Genomic DNA, 14,085 nt, shown 5'->3' with positions numbered 1-14,085 from the left:
AGACAGGTCGGGTGCCGCCGGAACGCAGGAGCCGGAGTGTACAAGGGAGTACATGAGGACTCCGAATACTGCCGGCACCCGAGATGTCGAGCGCTGTCGCTTTATCCCTTAGAGGGTCGGCATGGTGAAATGATTGGTCTCCTCGCGGATGCCGCTCGGCCAGCGCTGGGTGATGGTCTTCATGCGGGTGTAGAAGCGCACACCGTCGGGGCCGTGCATGTGCAGCGGGCCGAACAACGAGCGCTTCCAGCCGCCGAAGCTGTGGAAGGCCATGGGTACCGGAATCGGCACGTTGACGCCGACCATGCCCACCTGGATCTGCTCGCAGTACTGACGGGCGGCATCGCCGTCGCGGGTGAAGATGGCAGTGCCGTTGCCGTACTCGTGGTCGTTGATCATCGACACGGCCTCGTCGAAGCTCGCCGCCCGGTCGATGGCCAGCACCGGGCCGAAGATCTCCTCGGCATGGATGCGCATGTCCGGCGTGACACGATCGAACAGGGTGCCGCCGATGAAGTAGCCGTCGCCGGCGCCCTCGATGACCGCCTCGCGGCCGTCGACCACCAGTTCGGCGCCCTCGTCCACGCCGGTCTGGATATAGCCCTTGACCTTCTCCAGGTGCTCGCGGGTCACCAGCGGGCCCATGTCGTTGTCCGGCCCCTCGACGAGGCCCGGGCCGACGCGCAGTTGCTCGAGCTGCTCGACGATCTTGGCACGCAGCCGCTCGGCGGTCTCCTCGCCCACCGGCACGGCCACGGAGATCGCCATGCAGCGCTCGCCGGCAGAGCCATAGGCCGCACCCATCAGCGCACTCACCGCCTGGTCGAGGTCGGCGTCGGGCATCACCACCATGTGGTTCTTGGCGCCGCCCAGCGCCTGGACACGCTTGCCGTGGGCCGAGGCGGTGGCATAGATGTATTCGGCGATCGGCGTGGAGCCGACGAAGCTCACCGCCTGGACGCGCTCGTCGGTGAGCAGTACATCCACCGACGCCTTGTCGCCGTTGACCACGTTGAAGACGCCATCGGGCAGGCCGGCCTGGGTGAGCAGTTCGGCCAGGCGCATCGGCGTGGAGGGGTCCTTCTCGGAGGGCTTCATGACGAAGGTGTTGCCGCAGGCAAGCGCGATGGGGAACATCCACATCGGCACCATGGCCGGGAAGTTGAACGGCGAAATGCCGGCGCACACGCCCAGCGGCTGCATCATCGAGTAACTGTCGACGCCGGTGCCGACGTTCATGGAGTGCTCGCCCTTCTGCAGGTGCGGGATGCCGCAGGCGAACTCCACCACTTCCAGGCCGCGGGTCACTTCGCCCTTGGCATCGGAGAACACCTTGCCGTGCTCGCTGGCGATCAGTCGAGCCAGCTCGTCGGCGTGCGCCTCGACCAGCGCCTTGAAGCGGAACAGGATGCGCGAGCGCTTGAGCGGCGAGAGCTTCGACCAGGTGGCGAAGGCTGCCTCGCTGGAGGCGATCGCCTCGCGGGTCTCGTCGGCGGAGGCCAGGGCGACCCGGGCGCTCTGCTCGCCGGAGGCAGGGTTGTAGACCGGCGCGAAGCGTTCGCTGCGACCGTCGACGTGGCGGCCATTGAGATAGTGGTGGATCTGATGCATGACGTTACCTTCTGACGGATACGATAGGCCGTGAGGTGCGCGGTGCGCACCCGCACGCTCATTTCTCGATGGTGAAGCCGGCCCCTTCGGCCAGGGAGCGCAGGTTGCGGTAGCCCAGTCGGGCATAGGTCAGCGGGTGGGCAATCTGTGGGTCCTGCTCGGCCTCCACCACCAGCCAGCCCCGATAGCCGGTCTCGCGGAGATACTCGAGGGTGGTCAGGAAATCGATATCGCCGTCGCCGGGCACGGTGAACATGCCGTCGAGCACACCGTCCAGGAAGCTCTTGTCGCGATTGCGCACCGTATCGAGCACCAGGCAGCGCATGTCCTTGCAGTGCACGTGCCGGATCCGCGAGGCATAGCGTTTGGCGATAGCCAGTGGATTGCCGTCAGCCCCGACCAGATGACCGAAGTCGAGCAGCAGGCCTACCGAGTCGCGGGTGCTATCCATCAGCCGCTCCACGTCGGCCTGGCTTTCCACCACCGTGCCCAGATGATGATGGTAGGCCAGGTGCACGCCCTGGTCCGCCAGGTAATCACCGACCACATTCAGCCCCTCGGTGAGGCGCTGCCACTCGTCATCGCTGAGGTGCGGCCGACGGGACAGCGGGGTGCCCTGATCGCCGTGGATACACTGGGAAACCTCGCAGAACACCATCACCTTGGCGCCGCAGGCCTTGAGCAGTTCGAGGTGTTCCTTGACCGCCTCGATCTCTTCCTCCGGGCTACGCTCCAGCAGTCGACTGGAATACCAGCCGGAGACCAGAGACAGATCGTACTCGCCCAGGACCCCCGACAGGGCGTCCGGGGTCCGCGGGAACTTGTGGCCCATCTCGAAGCCACTGAAGCCGGCCACGCGTCCTTCCGAGAGGCACGCCTCGAGCGGTGTGTCACTCCCCAGGCTCGGCAGGTCGTCGTTGGTCCAGGTCAGGGGGTTGATGCCCAGTCGAACGGTACTCATTGGCATACTCCATCTTCGGGGGGCCTCCAGGCCCGCCCCTCTTGTTCGGGTAAACGGGAAGGTCGGCGAACCATTAGGCAATCGGCGATCAACGGTGCTGACGTCGCTTGGCCTCGCGGTAGCCCGCATAGGCCGCGTTGACCTGCTCGCGCGACGACACCTCGGGCACCGCCACGTCCCACCAGGCACCCCCCTCGTCGGTACTGGGCAGGGGGTCGGTGTCCAGGGCAATGACGTAGGTGGTATCGGCCTGACGCGCACGCACCAGCGCCTCTTCCAGTGCCTGAATGCCGTGCACCTTCTCGGCCTCGCAGCCCAGGGCACGGGCATGGGCGGCGAAATCGGTCCGGGGAGCGCCACCCTCGACGGTCAGGCAGTCGTCGAGCAGGTTATTGAAACCGGCCCCCCCGGTGCCTCGCTGCAGACGGTTGATACACCCGTAACCGCGATTGTCGAGTACCACCACGACAAGCTTCCGGCCCAGCATCACCGAGGTGGCGAGCTCCGAGTTGTGCATCAGGTAAGAGCCATCGCCGACCATCACGAATACCTCGCGCTCGGGGCGAGCCATCTTGACCCCAAGGCCCCCGGCAATCTCGTAGCCCATGCAGGAGTAGCCGTATTCCACGTGATAGCTGCCGGGACCGGCACACCGCCACACCTTGTGCAGTTCCCCCGGCAGGCCGCCGGCAGCGCAGACAACGGTATCGTTCTCGCCGGTCTGCCGGTTCACGGCGCCGATCACCTGGGCATCGGTGGGCAACGCACGCCCCTCATCGGCCGTGACACGCGCCACCACCTCGCCCCATTCATGCTTGAGACGACAGGCCTGCTCCCGCCAGGCGGCGGAGGGTCGCCAGTCGGCCAGGCCGTTATCCAGCGCCACCAGCCCGTCGAGGGCATCGCCGATCACCGGCAGGGCACGGTGCTTCTGGCTGTCGAAACGCCCCACGTTCAGGGCCACCAGGGTCAGACCGTCCCGCTCGAAAAGCGCTCGCGAGCCGGTGGTGAAATCCTGCAGACGGGTCCCCACGGCCAGGATGACGTCGGCCTGCTCGGCAAGTTGATTGGCGGCCTCGCTACCGGTGACGCCGATGGCCCCTACCGAGCAGGGGTGAACATCGGGCAGAGCGCCCTTGCCGGCTTGCGTCTCGGCCACCGGCACGCTGTGCGTGCGGGCGAACTCGCCGAGTCGCTCGCAGGCCCCGGCGTAGTGCACCCCGCCACCGGCGATGACCAGGGGACGCTCGGCGCGCGCCAGGGCAGCGATGGCCGTTTCCAGCTCGCTGGGGTCCGGCTGAGGACGACGGATCCGATGTACCCGGGGCGCAAAGAAGTTCTCGGGATAATCGTGAGCGAAGGTCTGGACGTCCTGAGGCAGCGCCAGGGTCGCCGGGCCGCAGTGTTCCGGGTCGAGCAGGGTCGCGATGGCCTGGGGCAGGCTGGTCAACAGTTGTTCCGGCCGGGTGATGCGATCGAAGTAGCGCGACACCGGCCGGAAACAGTCATTGACCGTGATGGTCGGATCGCCGAAATGCTCCACCTGCTGCAGTACCGGATCAGGATCACGCGTCGCGAACGTATCCCCCGGCAGCAGCAGGATCGGCAACCGATTAGCATGCGCCAGCCCGGCGGCGGTCACCATGTTGGTGGCGCCGGGCCCGACGGAACTGGTGGCGGCCATCAGCCGACGCCGTCCCTGCGCCTTGGCGAAGGCAATGGCGGCATGCGCCATGGTCTGTTCGTTGTGGGCGCGGTAAGTAGGGAGATCCTCCCGGGCGTGATAGAGCGCCTCGCCCAGGCCGGCCACGTTGCCGTGGCCGAAGATGCCGAACACGCCCTCGAATAGCGCCACCTCACGGCCTTCGCACTCGATACGCTGAGCCGCCAGATACTTGACCAGGGCCTGCGCCATGGTGAGTCGAATGGTGCTCATGTCAGACTCCCTCCCCTCGTGACCGGGACGCTGTGCAGGCGTCGCCACTCCTCGATCAATTCGGCGTAATTGCCGGCGACCTTGTCGATCAGCCGAGCGTCGTCGATGGTCCCGGCCAGCCATTCACGGCTGGGCCCGGCAAACAGGGTGCGGCCCACGGTGAAGCCCTTGCACCAGTCGTTACGGGCGGCGGCCGCGAAGCCGCGCTTCATGTCGTCCATCGGGGCATCCAGGCCCAGCAGCACCACACCACGGCAGTGTGGGTCATTGTCGTCGATGGCCTGACTGACCGCCCCCCAGGCGGCGTCCGACATGGACGGCAGCTTCCACCAGTCGGGACGGATCCCCAGGTGATACAGGCGTCGCAGGGAGCGCGCCAGGGTCTGGTCGTCCACCTCCGAGGTATCGGGCGGAATCACCTCGATCAGCAATTCCAGGGCATTGGCGCAGGCCGCCTGATAGAGCTGACGCAACCGCGCCTCCTGTTCCAGGCGCAGCGCTATCGGGTCATCCGGGTGATAGAACAGCAGGCACTTGATGACATGCTCCCGCGGCCAATGCCGCAGGCGACTGCCCAGGTCATCGCCATGCTGGAAGTGCAGCGGCCGGGAGCTCGGCAGTTCCACCGGACGGCCGATCCACCAGCCCTTGCCGGTGGCATCGTTCAGCGCATCCTGACCGAAGACGTCATCGACCAGGATCGCCGGCCTCTCGAGCCCGGTGCGTCGCGCGCCCTCTTCGGCGGCCTGGACGAGCAGCCGCTTGAGCGCCGGGATACGAGCCGGATCGGCCTTGACGTCGCGGGCCATGTCGGTGAGCTGACGGCGATGGTCGAAGGCCAGGCCGCAGACCTGAGGCCAATCCCTGACAGTGCGGGTGGTCACTCGATGAAGATGGTTGAGGCGTTCATCCTGATCGGGTCGAGGCACCTCGGCGCGGCGGCCCAGGTAATCGAACAGCTCTTCCTCGGTAGGCATCGCCGGAGCGCAGCCGTGACGCGAGACCACCAGAGCACCGCAGGCGTTGGCATAGCCGGCGCTGGTCTCCCAGTCTTCCCCGCGTAACCACCCCCTCAAGAGGCCGCTCATGAAGGCATCGCCGGCGCCCAGCACGTTGAGCACCTCGACCTTGACGCCTTCCACCAGGATGCCGTCTTCGATGCGATCGGGAATCTCGTCCTCGAAGACCACGCAGCCCAGGGCGCCGAGCTTGCAGACCAGGGTGGCATCGCTGACGTTGCGCACCGCGCGCAGCGATTCGAGGGTATCGGTGCTGCCGCCAGCGATATGGAATTCCTCCTCGGTACCGACGATCAGGTCGAAGTCGCCGAGCCAGGCCTGGAGATCCTCGGTCACCTTGTCGTCGGCGACAAAACGGGTTTCCCCGTCGCCCGGCGTGGTCAGGCCCCACAATACCGGCCGGTAGTCGATGTCCAGTACTCGCTTGACACCGTGCTCGGCGGCGGCGTCGAGCGCCTTGCGGCAGGCCCGCCCGGTCGTCTCGGTGGAAAGATGGGTACCGGTGATCGCCAGCGCTCTCGCGCGGGCGATGAAGGCCGGATCGATGGCCTCGGCGTCGATGGCCATGTCGGCACAGTCACGACGATAGAAGAGCAGCGGAAAGGAGTCGCGATCCTTGAGCGCCAGCAACACCAGACCGGTATGCCGCTCGGGGTCGGTCTGCAGGGCACTGGTATCGACGCCCGCGCGCTCGAGTTCCTCGCGCACGAAGTTGCCCATCTGCTCGTTGCCGACCCGCGACAGCATGGCCGACTCGAGGCCCAGGCGGGCGGTGCCATAGGCCATGTTGCCGGAACTGCCGCCGAGGTACTTGGCGAAGCTCGAGACATCTTCCAGACGACTGCCGATCTGCTCCGAATAGAGGTCGACGGCGACGCGGCCAAGGCAGATCAGATCCAGTGATCGGTTATCGGGTTTCATCTCTTGCATAGCGTTTCTCCGCGTCGCTTGTCACATGGCGTCTGGGCGCCAGGACGCTGATCCAGTCAAAGAATTAAAGGGTGAACGCATCCCGGAAACGTTTCAGGGCCAGTTCATCGTCACCGGAGGCCCAGCCTTCCAGGCCGACGGTGCCCCGATAGCCGATCTCGTTCAGTGCACGGGCAATGGCCGGATAGTGGATTTCACCGCTACCGGGTTCACAGCGGCCCGGAACATCGGCGACCTGAACTTCGCCGATATAGGGGGCGCAGCGGCGCACCAGGTCGATCAGGTTTCCCTCGCCGATCTGGGCGTGATAGAGGTCGAGCATGATGCGCACCTCCGGGCGATCGACGCTCGCCACCAGGGCCAGCACGTCTTCGGCACGGGCGAAGGGCACGCCGGGATGGTCGACCGCAGTGTTGAGGTTCTCCAGCACGAAGGTCACGCCATGCTGCTCGCCGAGATCGGCCAGGCGATTCAGCGTATCCGCCGCTCTTATCCACATCGGCCCGGTCATTTCGGCCCCCGGCTTGATCGGCAGCCCCTGGCCATCCAGCCCGGTGCCGTGCAGGTTGAGCCTCGGGATACCCAGTTCCTTGGCCACGGCAACCGACGCCCGAGCCGTCTCCACCAGCCGCTCGGCGCCGCCCCTGTCCGACAGAGTGCCCTCGAGATAGCCGGTCATGGAGGAAAACGTTGCCCCGGTGGCTGCCAGCGCCTTGAGGTCGTGGCGACTCCAGTCCCAGATTTCCACCTGGAAGCCCAGGGCATCGATCCGCTTGACTCTTTCGGTGATCGGCAGGCCGCGAAACAGCATCTCGGCGCAGGCCGCCAGGGTGAAGGGTGCCGGTACCATCATGGCCGTCGCGCCTATCTCACTGGCCGGCAGCGAGGCGGGTACCGGATGCCTCGCTTCCATCGGCATCGGCTTTCCGCTCACTGTCGCTGCGTTGAAACTCGGCCAGCTCGGCGTCCAGGCTCTCCAGCTCGGCGCCGCCGGCCATCATGTTGAGCACCTCTTCGCGAGTGGTCTCCTCCTTGCGGAAGGTGCCCAGACTGCCCCCGCGGGCCAGCAGGGTGAAGGCATCGGCTACCGGGAAGGCGTGATGGACGTTGTGGGTGATGAAGATCACCGCCAGGCCATCGGCCCGCGCCTTGGCGATATAGCGCAGCACCACCGAGGCCTGCTTGACCCCCAGCGCCGAGGTCGGCTCGTCGAGGATCAGCACCTTGGCGCCGAAGTAGACCGCCCGGGCGATGGCCACACATTGACGCTCACCACCGGAAAGGGTCCCGACAGGCTGGCTGGGATCGCGCACATCGATACCGATCTTGGCCATCTCCTGCTTGGCGATCCTGTCGGCATACTTCCAGTCGATGCGCTTCATTGGCCCCCAACCCACGGTAGGCTCGCGTCCCATGAAGAAGTTACGGGTGATCGACATCAACGGGATCATCGCCAGGTCCTGGAAGACGGTGGCGATGCCGGCATCCAGGGCATAGGCCGGCGACTTGAAGCGCGTCGCCTCCCCCCCCAGCAACAGCTCCCCATGGGTCGGCTGGTGCACCCCCGAGAGGGTCTTGATCAGGGTCGACTTGCCGGCGCCGTTGTCACCCAGCAGGCACATGACCTCGCCGGAATACACTTCCATCGAGATGTCACTCAGGGCGATGACACTGCCGAAGTGCTTGCTGACGTTGCGCATCTCGATCATTGGCATACGTTCGCTCATCTCACTTGGCCTCCATCGCCTTCTTGCGCATGAAATTGTTGAAGAGCACGGCCACCAACAGCATCGCGCCGAGGAAGACCTGGAACCAGTCGGTATTGACGCCGGTATAGAAAATGCCCATCTGCACCAGGCCGAAGATCAGCGCACCAAGCGCCGCACCGATGGCCGAACCATATCCCCCCGTGAGCAGGGCACCACCGATGACCACCGCGATGATCGCCTCCAGCTCCTTGAGCAGGCCGCGAATGGTGTCCGCCGAACCGGTATCCATCACCTGGAGGCAAGCGAAGATGGTCGCGGAGAAGGCGGTGAACATGAACAGCGAGATCTTGACGCGGTGGACCGGCACGCCAGAGTTGCGCGCGGCATTGGCGTCCCCGCCGCTGGCGAAGATCCAGTTGCCGTAAGGGGTACAGAGCAGTACCCAGGTCGCCAGGGCCGTAAGCGCCAGCCACCAGACGATAGATACCGGAATGCCGGTGACCACCGGATTGCCGGCGAAGTTGGTCGCGATCCAGCCCTGGGAGGCCATCCAGGCGAAGAGCCCCGTGGCCACCTCGCCCGAGAACAGGGTGGCGAACCAGTCACCCGGGATATGGTCATGGACGCCGCCGACCTGGGTACGCCCGGTCAGCAGTCGGCTCACGCCGATCGCCAGGCCACGCAGGATGAACAGAAAGCCCAGGGTCACGATGAACGATGGCAGGCCCGTCCTGTTGACCAGGTTGCCGTTGATCCAGCCGACGAGCGCTGCACAGCAGAAGGCCAACAGGATGGCCGCCCACAGGGGCCAGCCGTACTCCACGGCGGGAATGGCGATCAGGATCCCCGCCAGGCCGATCATCGAGCCGATGGAGAGGTCGAATTCACCACCGATCATCAACAGGGAGGCGGCGGTGGCGATGATGCCCAGCTGTGCCGCCACCTCGAGGAAGTTGAGAATGCCCGCCGGGGTGAACATGCCGGTGCCACTGGACGCGACGATGAAGAAGGCGAGCACCAGGACAGTACCGGCCAGGGCGCCGAACTCGGGACGGCTCAAGGCCTTCTTCCAGAACGACACCTTCTGGATACGCTCATCCTGCGGTTCCACCGCGTCGGCTTGGGGGGATGGATTGGACTTCATGACGGTCGACTCCCGGGGCCCGACGGACGGGCCCCTGCATACATGGTGGTGTTCAGCGGATGCCCTGCTCGCTCAGCTCAATGACCTGTGCAGCGTTTTCCGGCGTCACGAAACCGGGGCCGGTCGGCACATCGCCCGCAGGGAGCAAACCGTTCTCGGCATACTGGTCGAGGAACATCACCGGCAGGTAACCCTGCAGGTACTGTTGCTGGTCGATGGCGAAATTCAGATCTTCGGCCTCGAGGGCCTCGAGGATCCCGGGCGACAGATCGAAGGTACCGAGCGTGAACATGTCGGTGGCACCCTGTTCGCGCATGGCCTGAAGCATGGGTTCGGCGGCCAGGGCGCCCAGCGTCAGGATGCCGCGCACGTCGCTGTTCTCGTTGAGGTAGGCGACGATGGCATTGCGGATCGACGTCGGGTCATAGGTCGTCGCCAGCTGCTCGGCGTTGCCGTCGAACCCCTCGAGGAAGCCGTCGCAGCGCTGGTCGAGCCCCTGGTTGCCCTGTTCATGATTGACGCAGACCCCCTTCTCGACGCCCATTTCCTGCATGCGCTCGGCGGCCTGCTTACCTGCCTCGTACTCGCTCTGGCCGATATGCAGGCGAGTCCCGTACTTGTGCGCGACATCGCCACCGGAGTTGATGGTGAGCACCGGAATGCCATTGTTGGTAGCTTCCTGGACAATCCCTCCCAACGCATCTTCATCAGTAAAGGAGACGATCAACCCATCCGGGTCCGAGGCCACCGCCGCTTCGACCAGTTGCTGCATCTTGGCCATGTCGAAGGAAGAGGGCGCACGATACTCCAGCTCCGCTCCTACGGTGTCGGCCGCGGCCTCGGCGCCGTTCTTGACCACGGACCAGAAGGGATCGGAGGGAACGCCATGGGTCACCATGACGAAGCGATTCGGTTCTTGTGCCTGAGCGGTGCCGGCCATGAGTGCCGCAGCAGTGGTCGAAGCCAGCAACCAATGAGATAGACGTGCCATGGATGAACTTCCTCTCTCGATTATCGTTGTGTGGGAGATACGTCAGCGCGATGACGTTATGGAATATAGATTCCACCATAGAGTTTTTCCAAATATTTTGTTCTATACTTTGGTATGAATGGAACATCCATTTCATTTCGCCTAGACTGCCTCCAGACGAACGCACCGCAAGTCAACGCCACCACGGCGACGGCGAGGAACCTCACATGAACCAAACGCCCCAGGATTTCGAGGAACTGGAAACTCGCATCACGGCCGATTACCCGGGCCTGAGCCGCCGTTTGCAACAGACGGCCCGTTTCCTGCTCGACCACCCCCAGGAAGTGGCCTTCGCCACCGTCGCCCAGCTTGCCGAGCAGGCCGGCGTCACGCCCTCGACCCTGATTCGCTTCGCCAACAGCTTCGGGTTCACCGGATTCTCCGAGATGCAACGCCTGTTCCGCTCGCGTCTGGTGGACGAGCTCCCCAACTACAACGAGCGTATTCGCGCCGTGCGTTCTGCCACCGGGGAGACACCGGACAGCACCCAGCTGTTGTGGGAGTTTGCCGATGCCAATCGCGAGGTACTGGAACACCTCCCGGGCCGCACCGACCCTCGCCACCTGGAGCGCGCCCTGGACATCTTCGAACAGGCGAATGCCATCCACGTGATGGGCGTACGGCGCAGCTTCGTGGTGGCCAGCTACATAACTTATGCACTCCACCACATCGACAAGCGCACCTTCCTGGTCAATGGCCTGGGGGGCATGTATGGCGAACAGCTCAAGGCCATCGGCGATGATGATGCCCTGCTGGTGGTGAGCTTCTCGCCCTATGCCCAGGAAACACGCGAAATGGCGGACGAGGCCCGCAAGCGTGGTATCCCGCTGGTCGTGATCACCGATTCCAACCTCAGCCCTCTGGCCCGCATCGCCGACGTCTCGCTGGTGGTGCACGAGGCAGAGGTCAAGAGCTTCCGCGGTCTGACCGCCTCGCTGTGCCTGACCCAGACCCTGGCCATTTCGCTGGGCATTCGACAGGACAAGGCTCGGGATCAACCCTCGTCTGACGGCGCACAGCCATTCACCGACAACCAGAGGACACCGCTATGAGACTCGCCCTGATCGGCGCCGGTCGCATCGGCAAGGTGCATGCACAGGCCATCGCCGCGCACCCCGAAGCGACCCTCTCGGCCGTGGCCGACTTCCACGCTCCCGCCGCCGAGGCCCTGGCCGCCGAGTGCGGCGCCCGGCCGCTCGATGTCGACGCCGTCTTCGAAGACGACGAGATCGATGCCGTGCTGATCGCCTCCAGCACGCCGACCCATGCCGACTACCTGGAGCGTGCCGCTCGCGCAGGCAAGGCGGTACTCTGCGAGAAACCCATCGCGCTCGACCTGGCCCGCACCGTCGAGGCCATCCGGGTACTGGCGTCGCACCCCGTGACCTGCTCCCTGGGCTTCAATCGTCGCCATGACCCGCAATTCGCCGCCCTCAAACACGCCCTGGAGGAAGGACGGATCGGGGATCTCGAGACGCTCACCATCATCAGCCGCGACCCGGCACCGCCGCCTGCCGAGTATGTCGGCGCCTCCGGCGGCATCTTTCGCGACATGACGATCCATGACTTCGACATGGCCCGCTGGCTGCTCGACGAGCCCATCGCCACGGTCCACGCCGAGGGTAGCTGCCTGATCGATCCGGCCATCGGCGAGGCAGGCGACATGGATACCGTCATGGTCACCCTGACCACCATCAGCGGCCGGCTCTGCCATATCAACAACTCCCGCCGGGCCTGCTACGGCTACGACCAGCGCATCGAGGCATTCGGCAGCGCCGGCATGCTCCAGGCCCAGAACGAGACCGAGACACGCCTGCGCTTTACCGGTACACCCGGCCAGATGGAGGAGACTCCCAAGTGGTTCTTCCTCGAGCGCTACGCCGACGCCTATCGCCTGGAAATCGGCGACTTCGTCGGTGCCTGGAAACAGCAGCGAGCCCCGCTGGCCGGCGCCGACGACGGCCTCCAGGCACTGCGCCTGGCCGAGGCCGCCGAGCGTTCGCGACAAGAAGGCCGCCGCATCGCGCTGGACGAGATCGACTGAGACCCACGACGATTCGAGGAGAGTAACGATGACTTCGCTTCTGGTTCGACCCCACGCGCCCGATACCCAGGGCAAGGTACTCGAGGTGACCCCGGAATCCGCCGGCTGGAACCATGTCGGCTTCCGCGTGCATAGACTGGCCAAGGGACAGACGATCGAGGGCAACACCGGCGACCGGGAACACTGCCTGGTGCTGTTGTCCGGGCACGCCACCATCGCCAGCGGCGAACATCGCTGGGAGAATATCGGTGAGCGCATGGATATCTTCGAGAAGGTGCCGCCCTATGCCGTCTACCTGCCCGACGAAGCGGACTACGCCGTCGAGGCTACCACCGACATGGAGCTCGCGGTGTGCAGCGCTCCCGGGCACGGCAACCACGAACCGCGACTGATCGCCCCCGACCAGATCAAGAAAAGCACCCGCGGCGGGGGCACCAACACCCGCCACATCCAGGACATCCTGCCGGAGACCGAGCCGGCCGACAGTCTGTTGGTGGTCGAGGTCTACACGCCGGCGGGCAACTGGTCCAGCTACCCGCCGCACAAGCACGATGTGGATAACCTGCCCGAGGAATCGATCCTCGAGGAGACCTACTACCACCGCCTGGCCCCGTCACAAGGCTTCGCCTTCCAGCGGGTCTATACCGACGACCGCAGCCTGGACGAGACCATGGCGGTGGAGAACGGCTGCTGCGTAATGGTACCGCGCGGCTATCACCCGGTCGGTGCTCCCCACGGCTACGAGCTCTACTACCTCAACGTGATGGCCGGCCCCAAGCGGGAATGGAAGTTCCAGAACGATCCGGCCCACGAGTGGATCGTCAGGCAGTAACCATCCGGGTCATTCGGACGTCTCTCTTGCCCCGCCTCGGCGGGGCCTTTTTCGCCCGAGCCGACGAACCGGGCCACCTCAGGAAAGCGCCTTGACGATCAACTGTACGCCGACGAGCGCCATGGCCAGCACCACCAGCCGATAGAACAGCCGCTCGTTGACCCGATGCTGCAGCCACAGCCCGCTGCGCACCCCGACCCAGGCCACCGGCACCAGTACCGCCGAGGCCCAGGCGCTGGTCAAGTTGATCTCGCCGAGCCACAGGTAGGGCGGCAGCTTCATCAGGTTGACGGCGGCGAACACCAGGGTGGTGGTGGCGATGAAGGTCATCTTGGGCAGGCGCCGGGGCACCAGATAGAGATTCATCGGCGGCGCCCCGGCATGGGCGATGAAGCTGGTGATGCCGGTGGCGATCCCCGCCGGCCAGGCCCAGAAGGCCCGGATCGGCCGTGATGCGGTGGGCTTGACGATCATGTAGGCCACGAACAGCAGCGAGATCACGCCCAGCAGCAGCCGCACGTGATTCTCGTCCAGGCTGCCCGCCACCAGCGTCGCCGCCACCACGCCGATGGCCAGGCCGGGAATCAGGCGTTTCACCTCGGCCATGTCCTGGTGGCCCCACCAGGCCTTGACCGCCAGCACATCCATTACCAGCAACAGCGGCAGCAGTAGCCCCGCCGCCTCGATGGGACCGATGGCCAGGGCCATCAACGGTACCGAGAGGGTGCCGAAGCCACCGGCGAAGCCGCCCTTGGACACACCGGTCAGATAGGTGGAGAGAATGATCAGCGTCCAGGCCAGCCAGCCATAGTCGGGCAGCATGAGAGTCGTCCTTGCACACGATTGACCCGACATGACGGCTTGCCGGA

General features: G+C 65.3%; 12 protein-coding genes. 3 read left to right on the top strand and 9 right to left on the bottom strand.

Annotated features, from left to right (window positions below; translation table 11 throughout):
• Positions 1 to 108: 108 nt before the first annotated feature.
• The 8 genes from LU493_RS04425 to LU493_RS04390 all read right to left on the bottom strand — a co-directional run bounded on the left by LU493_RS04425 (position 109) and on the right by LU493_RS04390 (position 10,301).
• Complete coding sequence (locus tag LU493_RS04425) at positions 109 to 1,611, bottom strand: CoA-acylating methylmalonate-semialdehyde dehydrogenase (protein WP_275286581.1); 1,503 nt, start codon at positions 1,609 to 1,611, stop codon at positions 109 to 111.
• 58 nt (positions 1,612 to 1,669) lie between these two features.
• Positions 1,670 to 2,572, bottom strand: a complete 903-nt coding sequence (iolE, locus tag LU493_RS04420; protein WP_275286580.1) for a myo-inosose-2 dehydratase — start codon at positions 2,570 to 2,572, stop codon at positions 1,670 to 1,672.
• An 88-nt stretch (positions 2,573 to 2,660) separates the two neighbouring features.
• Positions 2,661 to 4,508, bottom strand: a complete 1,848-nt coding sequence (gene iolD / locus LU493_RS04415; protein WP_275286579.1) for a 3D-(3,5/4)-trihydroxycyclohexane-1,2-dione acylhydrolase (decyclizing) — start codon at positions 4,506 to 4,508, stop codon at positions 2,661 to 2,663.
• Positions 4,505 to 6,457 (bottom strand): bifunctional 5-dehydro-2-deoxygluconokinase/5-dehydro-2-deoxyphosphogluconate aldolase, encoded by a 1,953-nt coding sequence (locus LU493_RS04410; protein WP_275286578.1) that lies wholly within the window; start codon positions 6,455 to 6,457, stop codon positions 4,505 to 4,507. The genes iolD and LU493_RS04410 overlap by 4 nt, the downstream gene beginning before the upstream one ends.
• A gap of 64 nt (positions 6,458 to 6,521) precedes the next feature.
• Entirely contained in the window at positions 6,522 to 7,376 is an 855-nt protein-coding gene (locus LU493_RS04405) for a TIM barrel protein (RefSeq protein WP_275286577.1), read from the bottom strand.
• Positions 7,327 to 8,184 carry an ATP-binding cassette domain-containing protein gene (locus LU493_RS04400; protein WP_275286576.1) on the bottom strand — a complete coding sequence of 286 codons (858 nt, stop codon included), beginning with the start codon at positions 8,182 to 8,184 and terminating at the stop codon, positions 7,327 to 7,329. The genes LU493_RS04405 and LU493_RS04400 overlap by 50 nt, the downstream gene beginning before the upstream one ends.
• Position 8,185: 1 nt before the next feature.
• Complete coding sequence (locus LU493_RS04395; RefSeq protein ID WP_275286575.1) at positions 8,186 to 9,310, bottom strand: ABC transporter permease; 1,125 nt, start codon at positions 9,308 to 9,310, stop codon at positions 8,186 to 8,188.
• A gap of 52 nt (positions 9,311 to 9,362) precedes the next feature.
• Complete coding sequence (locus tag LU493_RS04390; RefSeq protein WP_275286574.1) at positions 9,363 to 10,301, bottom strand: sugar ABC transporter substrate-binding protein; 939 nt, start codon at positions 10,299 to 10,301, stop codon at positions 9,363 to 9,365.
• Positions 10,302 to 10,507: 206 nt separating this feature from the next.
• On the opposite strand from LU493_RS04390, the gene LU493_RS04385 reads away from it, so the two are divergent.
• The 3 genes from LU493_RS04385 to iolB are packed head-to-tail and all read left to right on the top strand — an operon-like array spanning position 10,508 to position 13,216.
• Positions 10,508 to 11,392 (top strand): MurR/RpiR family transcriptional regulator, encoded by an 885-nt coding sequence (locus LU493_RS04385; protein WP_275286573.1) that lies wholly within the window; start codon positions 10,508 to 10,510, stop codon positions 11,390 to 11,392.
• Entirely contained in the window at positions 11,389 to 12,384 is a 996-nt protein-coding gene (iolG, locus tag LU493_RS04380) for an inositol 2-dehydrogenase (protein ID WP_275286572.1), read from the top strand. The genes LU493_RS04385 and iolG overlap by 4 nt, the downstream gene beginning before the upstream one ends.
• A 28-nt stretch (positions 12,385 to 12,412) precedes the next feature.
• Positions 12,413 to 13,216 carry a 5-deoxy-glucuronate isomerase gene (gene iolB, locus LU493_RS04375; protein ID WP_275286571.1) on the top strand — a complete coding sequence of 268 codons (804 nt, stop codon included), beginning with the start codon at positions 12,413 to 12,415 and terminating at the stop codon, positions 13,214 to 13,216.
• A gap of 78 nt (positions 13,217 to 13,294) precedes the next feature.
• On the opposite strand, the gene LU493_RS04370 is transcribed toward iolB, so the two are convergent.
• Positions 13,295 to 14,038 carry a sulfite exporter TauE/SafE family protein gene (locus LU493_RS04370; protein ID WP_275286570.1) on the bottom strand — a complete coding sequence of 248 codons (744 nt, stop codon included), beginning with the start codon at positions 14,036 to 14,038 and terminating at the stop codon, positions 13,295 to 13,297.
• Positions 14,039 to 14,085 lie beyond the last annotated feature (47 nt).

Source organism: Halomonas elongata (genome assembly GCF_029081005.1).
Classification (GTDB): Bacteria; Pseudomonadota; Gammaproteobacteria; order Pseudomonadales; family Halomonadaceae; genus Halomonas; species Halomonas elongata_B.
This window is presented reverse-complemented; position numbering and strand designations above follow the sequence as displayed.

Coding starts and splice junctions, on each gene's coding strand:
- LU493_RS04425 (WP_275286581.1), bottom strand. CDS start 1,611: ATGCATCAGATCCACCACTATCTCAATGGCCGCCACGTCGACGGTCGC.
- iolE (WP_275286580.1), bottom strand. CDS start 2,572: ATGAGTACCGTTCGACTGGGCATCAACCCCCTGACCTGGACCAACGAC.
- iolD (WP_275286579.1), bottom strand. CDS start 4,508: ATGAGCACCATTCGACTCACCATGGCGCAGGCCCTGGTCAAGTATCTG.
- LU493_RS04410 (WP_275286578.1), bottom strand. CDS start 6,457: ATGCAAGAGATGAAACCCGATAACCGATCACTGGATCTGATCTGCCTT.
- LU493_RS04405 (WP_275286577.1), bottom strand. CDS start 7,376: ATGCCGATGGAAGCGAGGCATCCGGTACCCGCCTCGCTGCCGGCCAGT.
- LU493_RS04400 (WP_275286576.1), bottom strand. CDS start 8,184: ATGAGCGAACGTATGCCAATGATCGAGATGCGCAACGTCAGCAAGCAC.
- LU493_RS04395 (WP_275286575.1), bottom strand. CDS start 9,310: ATGAAGTCCAATCCATCCCCCCAAGCCGACGCGGTGGAACCGCAGGAT.
- LU493_RS04390 (WP_275286574.1), bottom strand. CDS start 10,301: ATGGCACGTCTATCTCATTGGTTGCTGGCTTCGACCACTGCTGCGGCA.
- LU493_RS04385 (WP_275286573.1), top strand. CDS start 10,508: ATGAACCAAACGCCCCAGGATTTCGAGGAACTGGAAACTCGCATCACG.
- iolG (WP_275286572.1), top strand. CDS start 11,389: ATGAGACTCGCCCTGATCGGCGCCGGTCGCATCGGCAAGGTGCATGCA.
- iolB (WP_275286571.1), top strand. CDS start 12,413: ATGACTTCGCTTCTGGTTCGACCCCACGCGCCCGATACCCAGGGCAAG.
- LU493_RS04370 (WP_275286570.1), bottom strand. CDS start 14,038: ATGCTGCCCGACTATGGCTGGCTGGCCTGGACGCTGATCATTCTCTCC.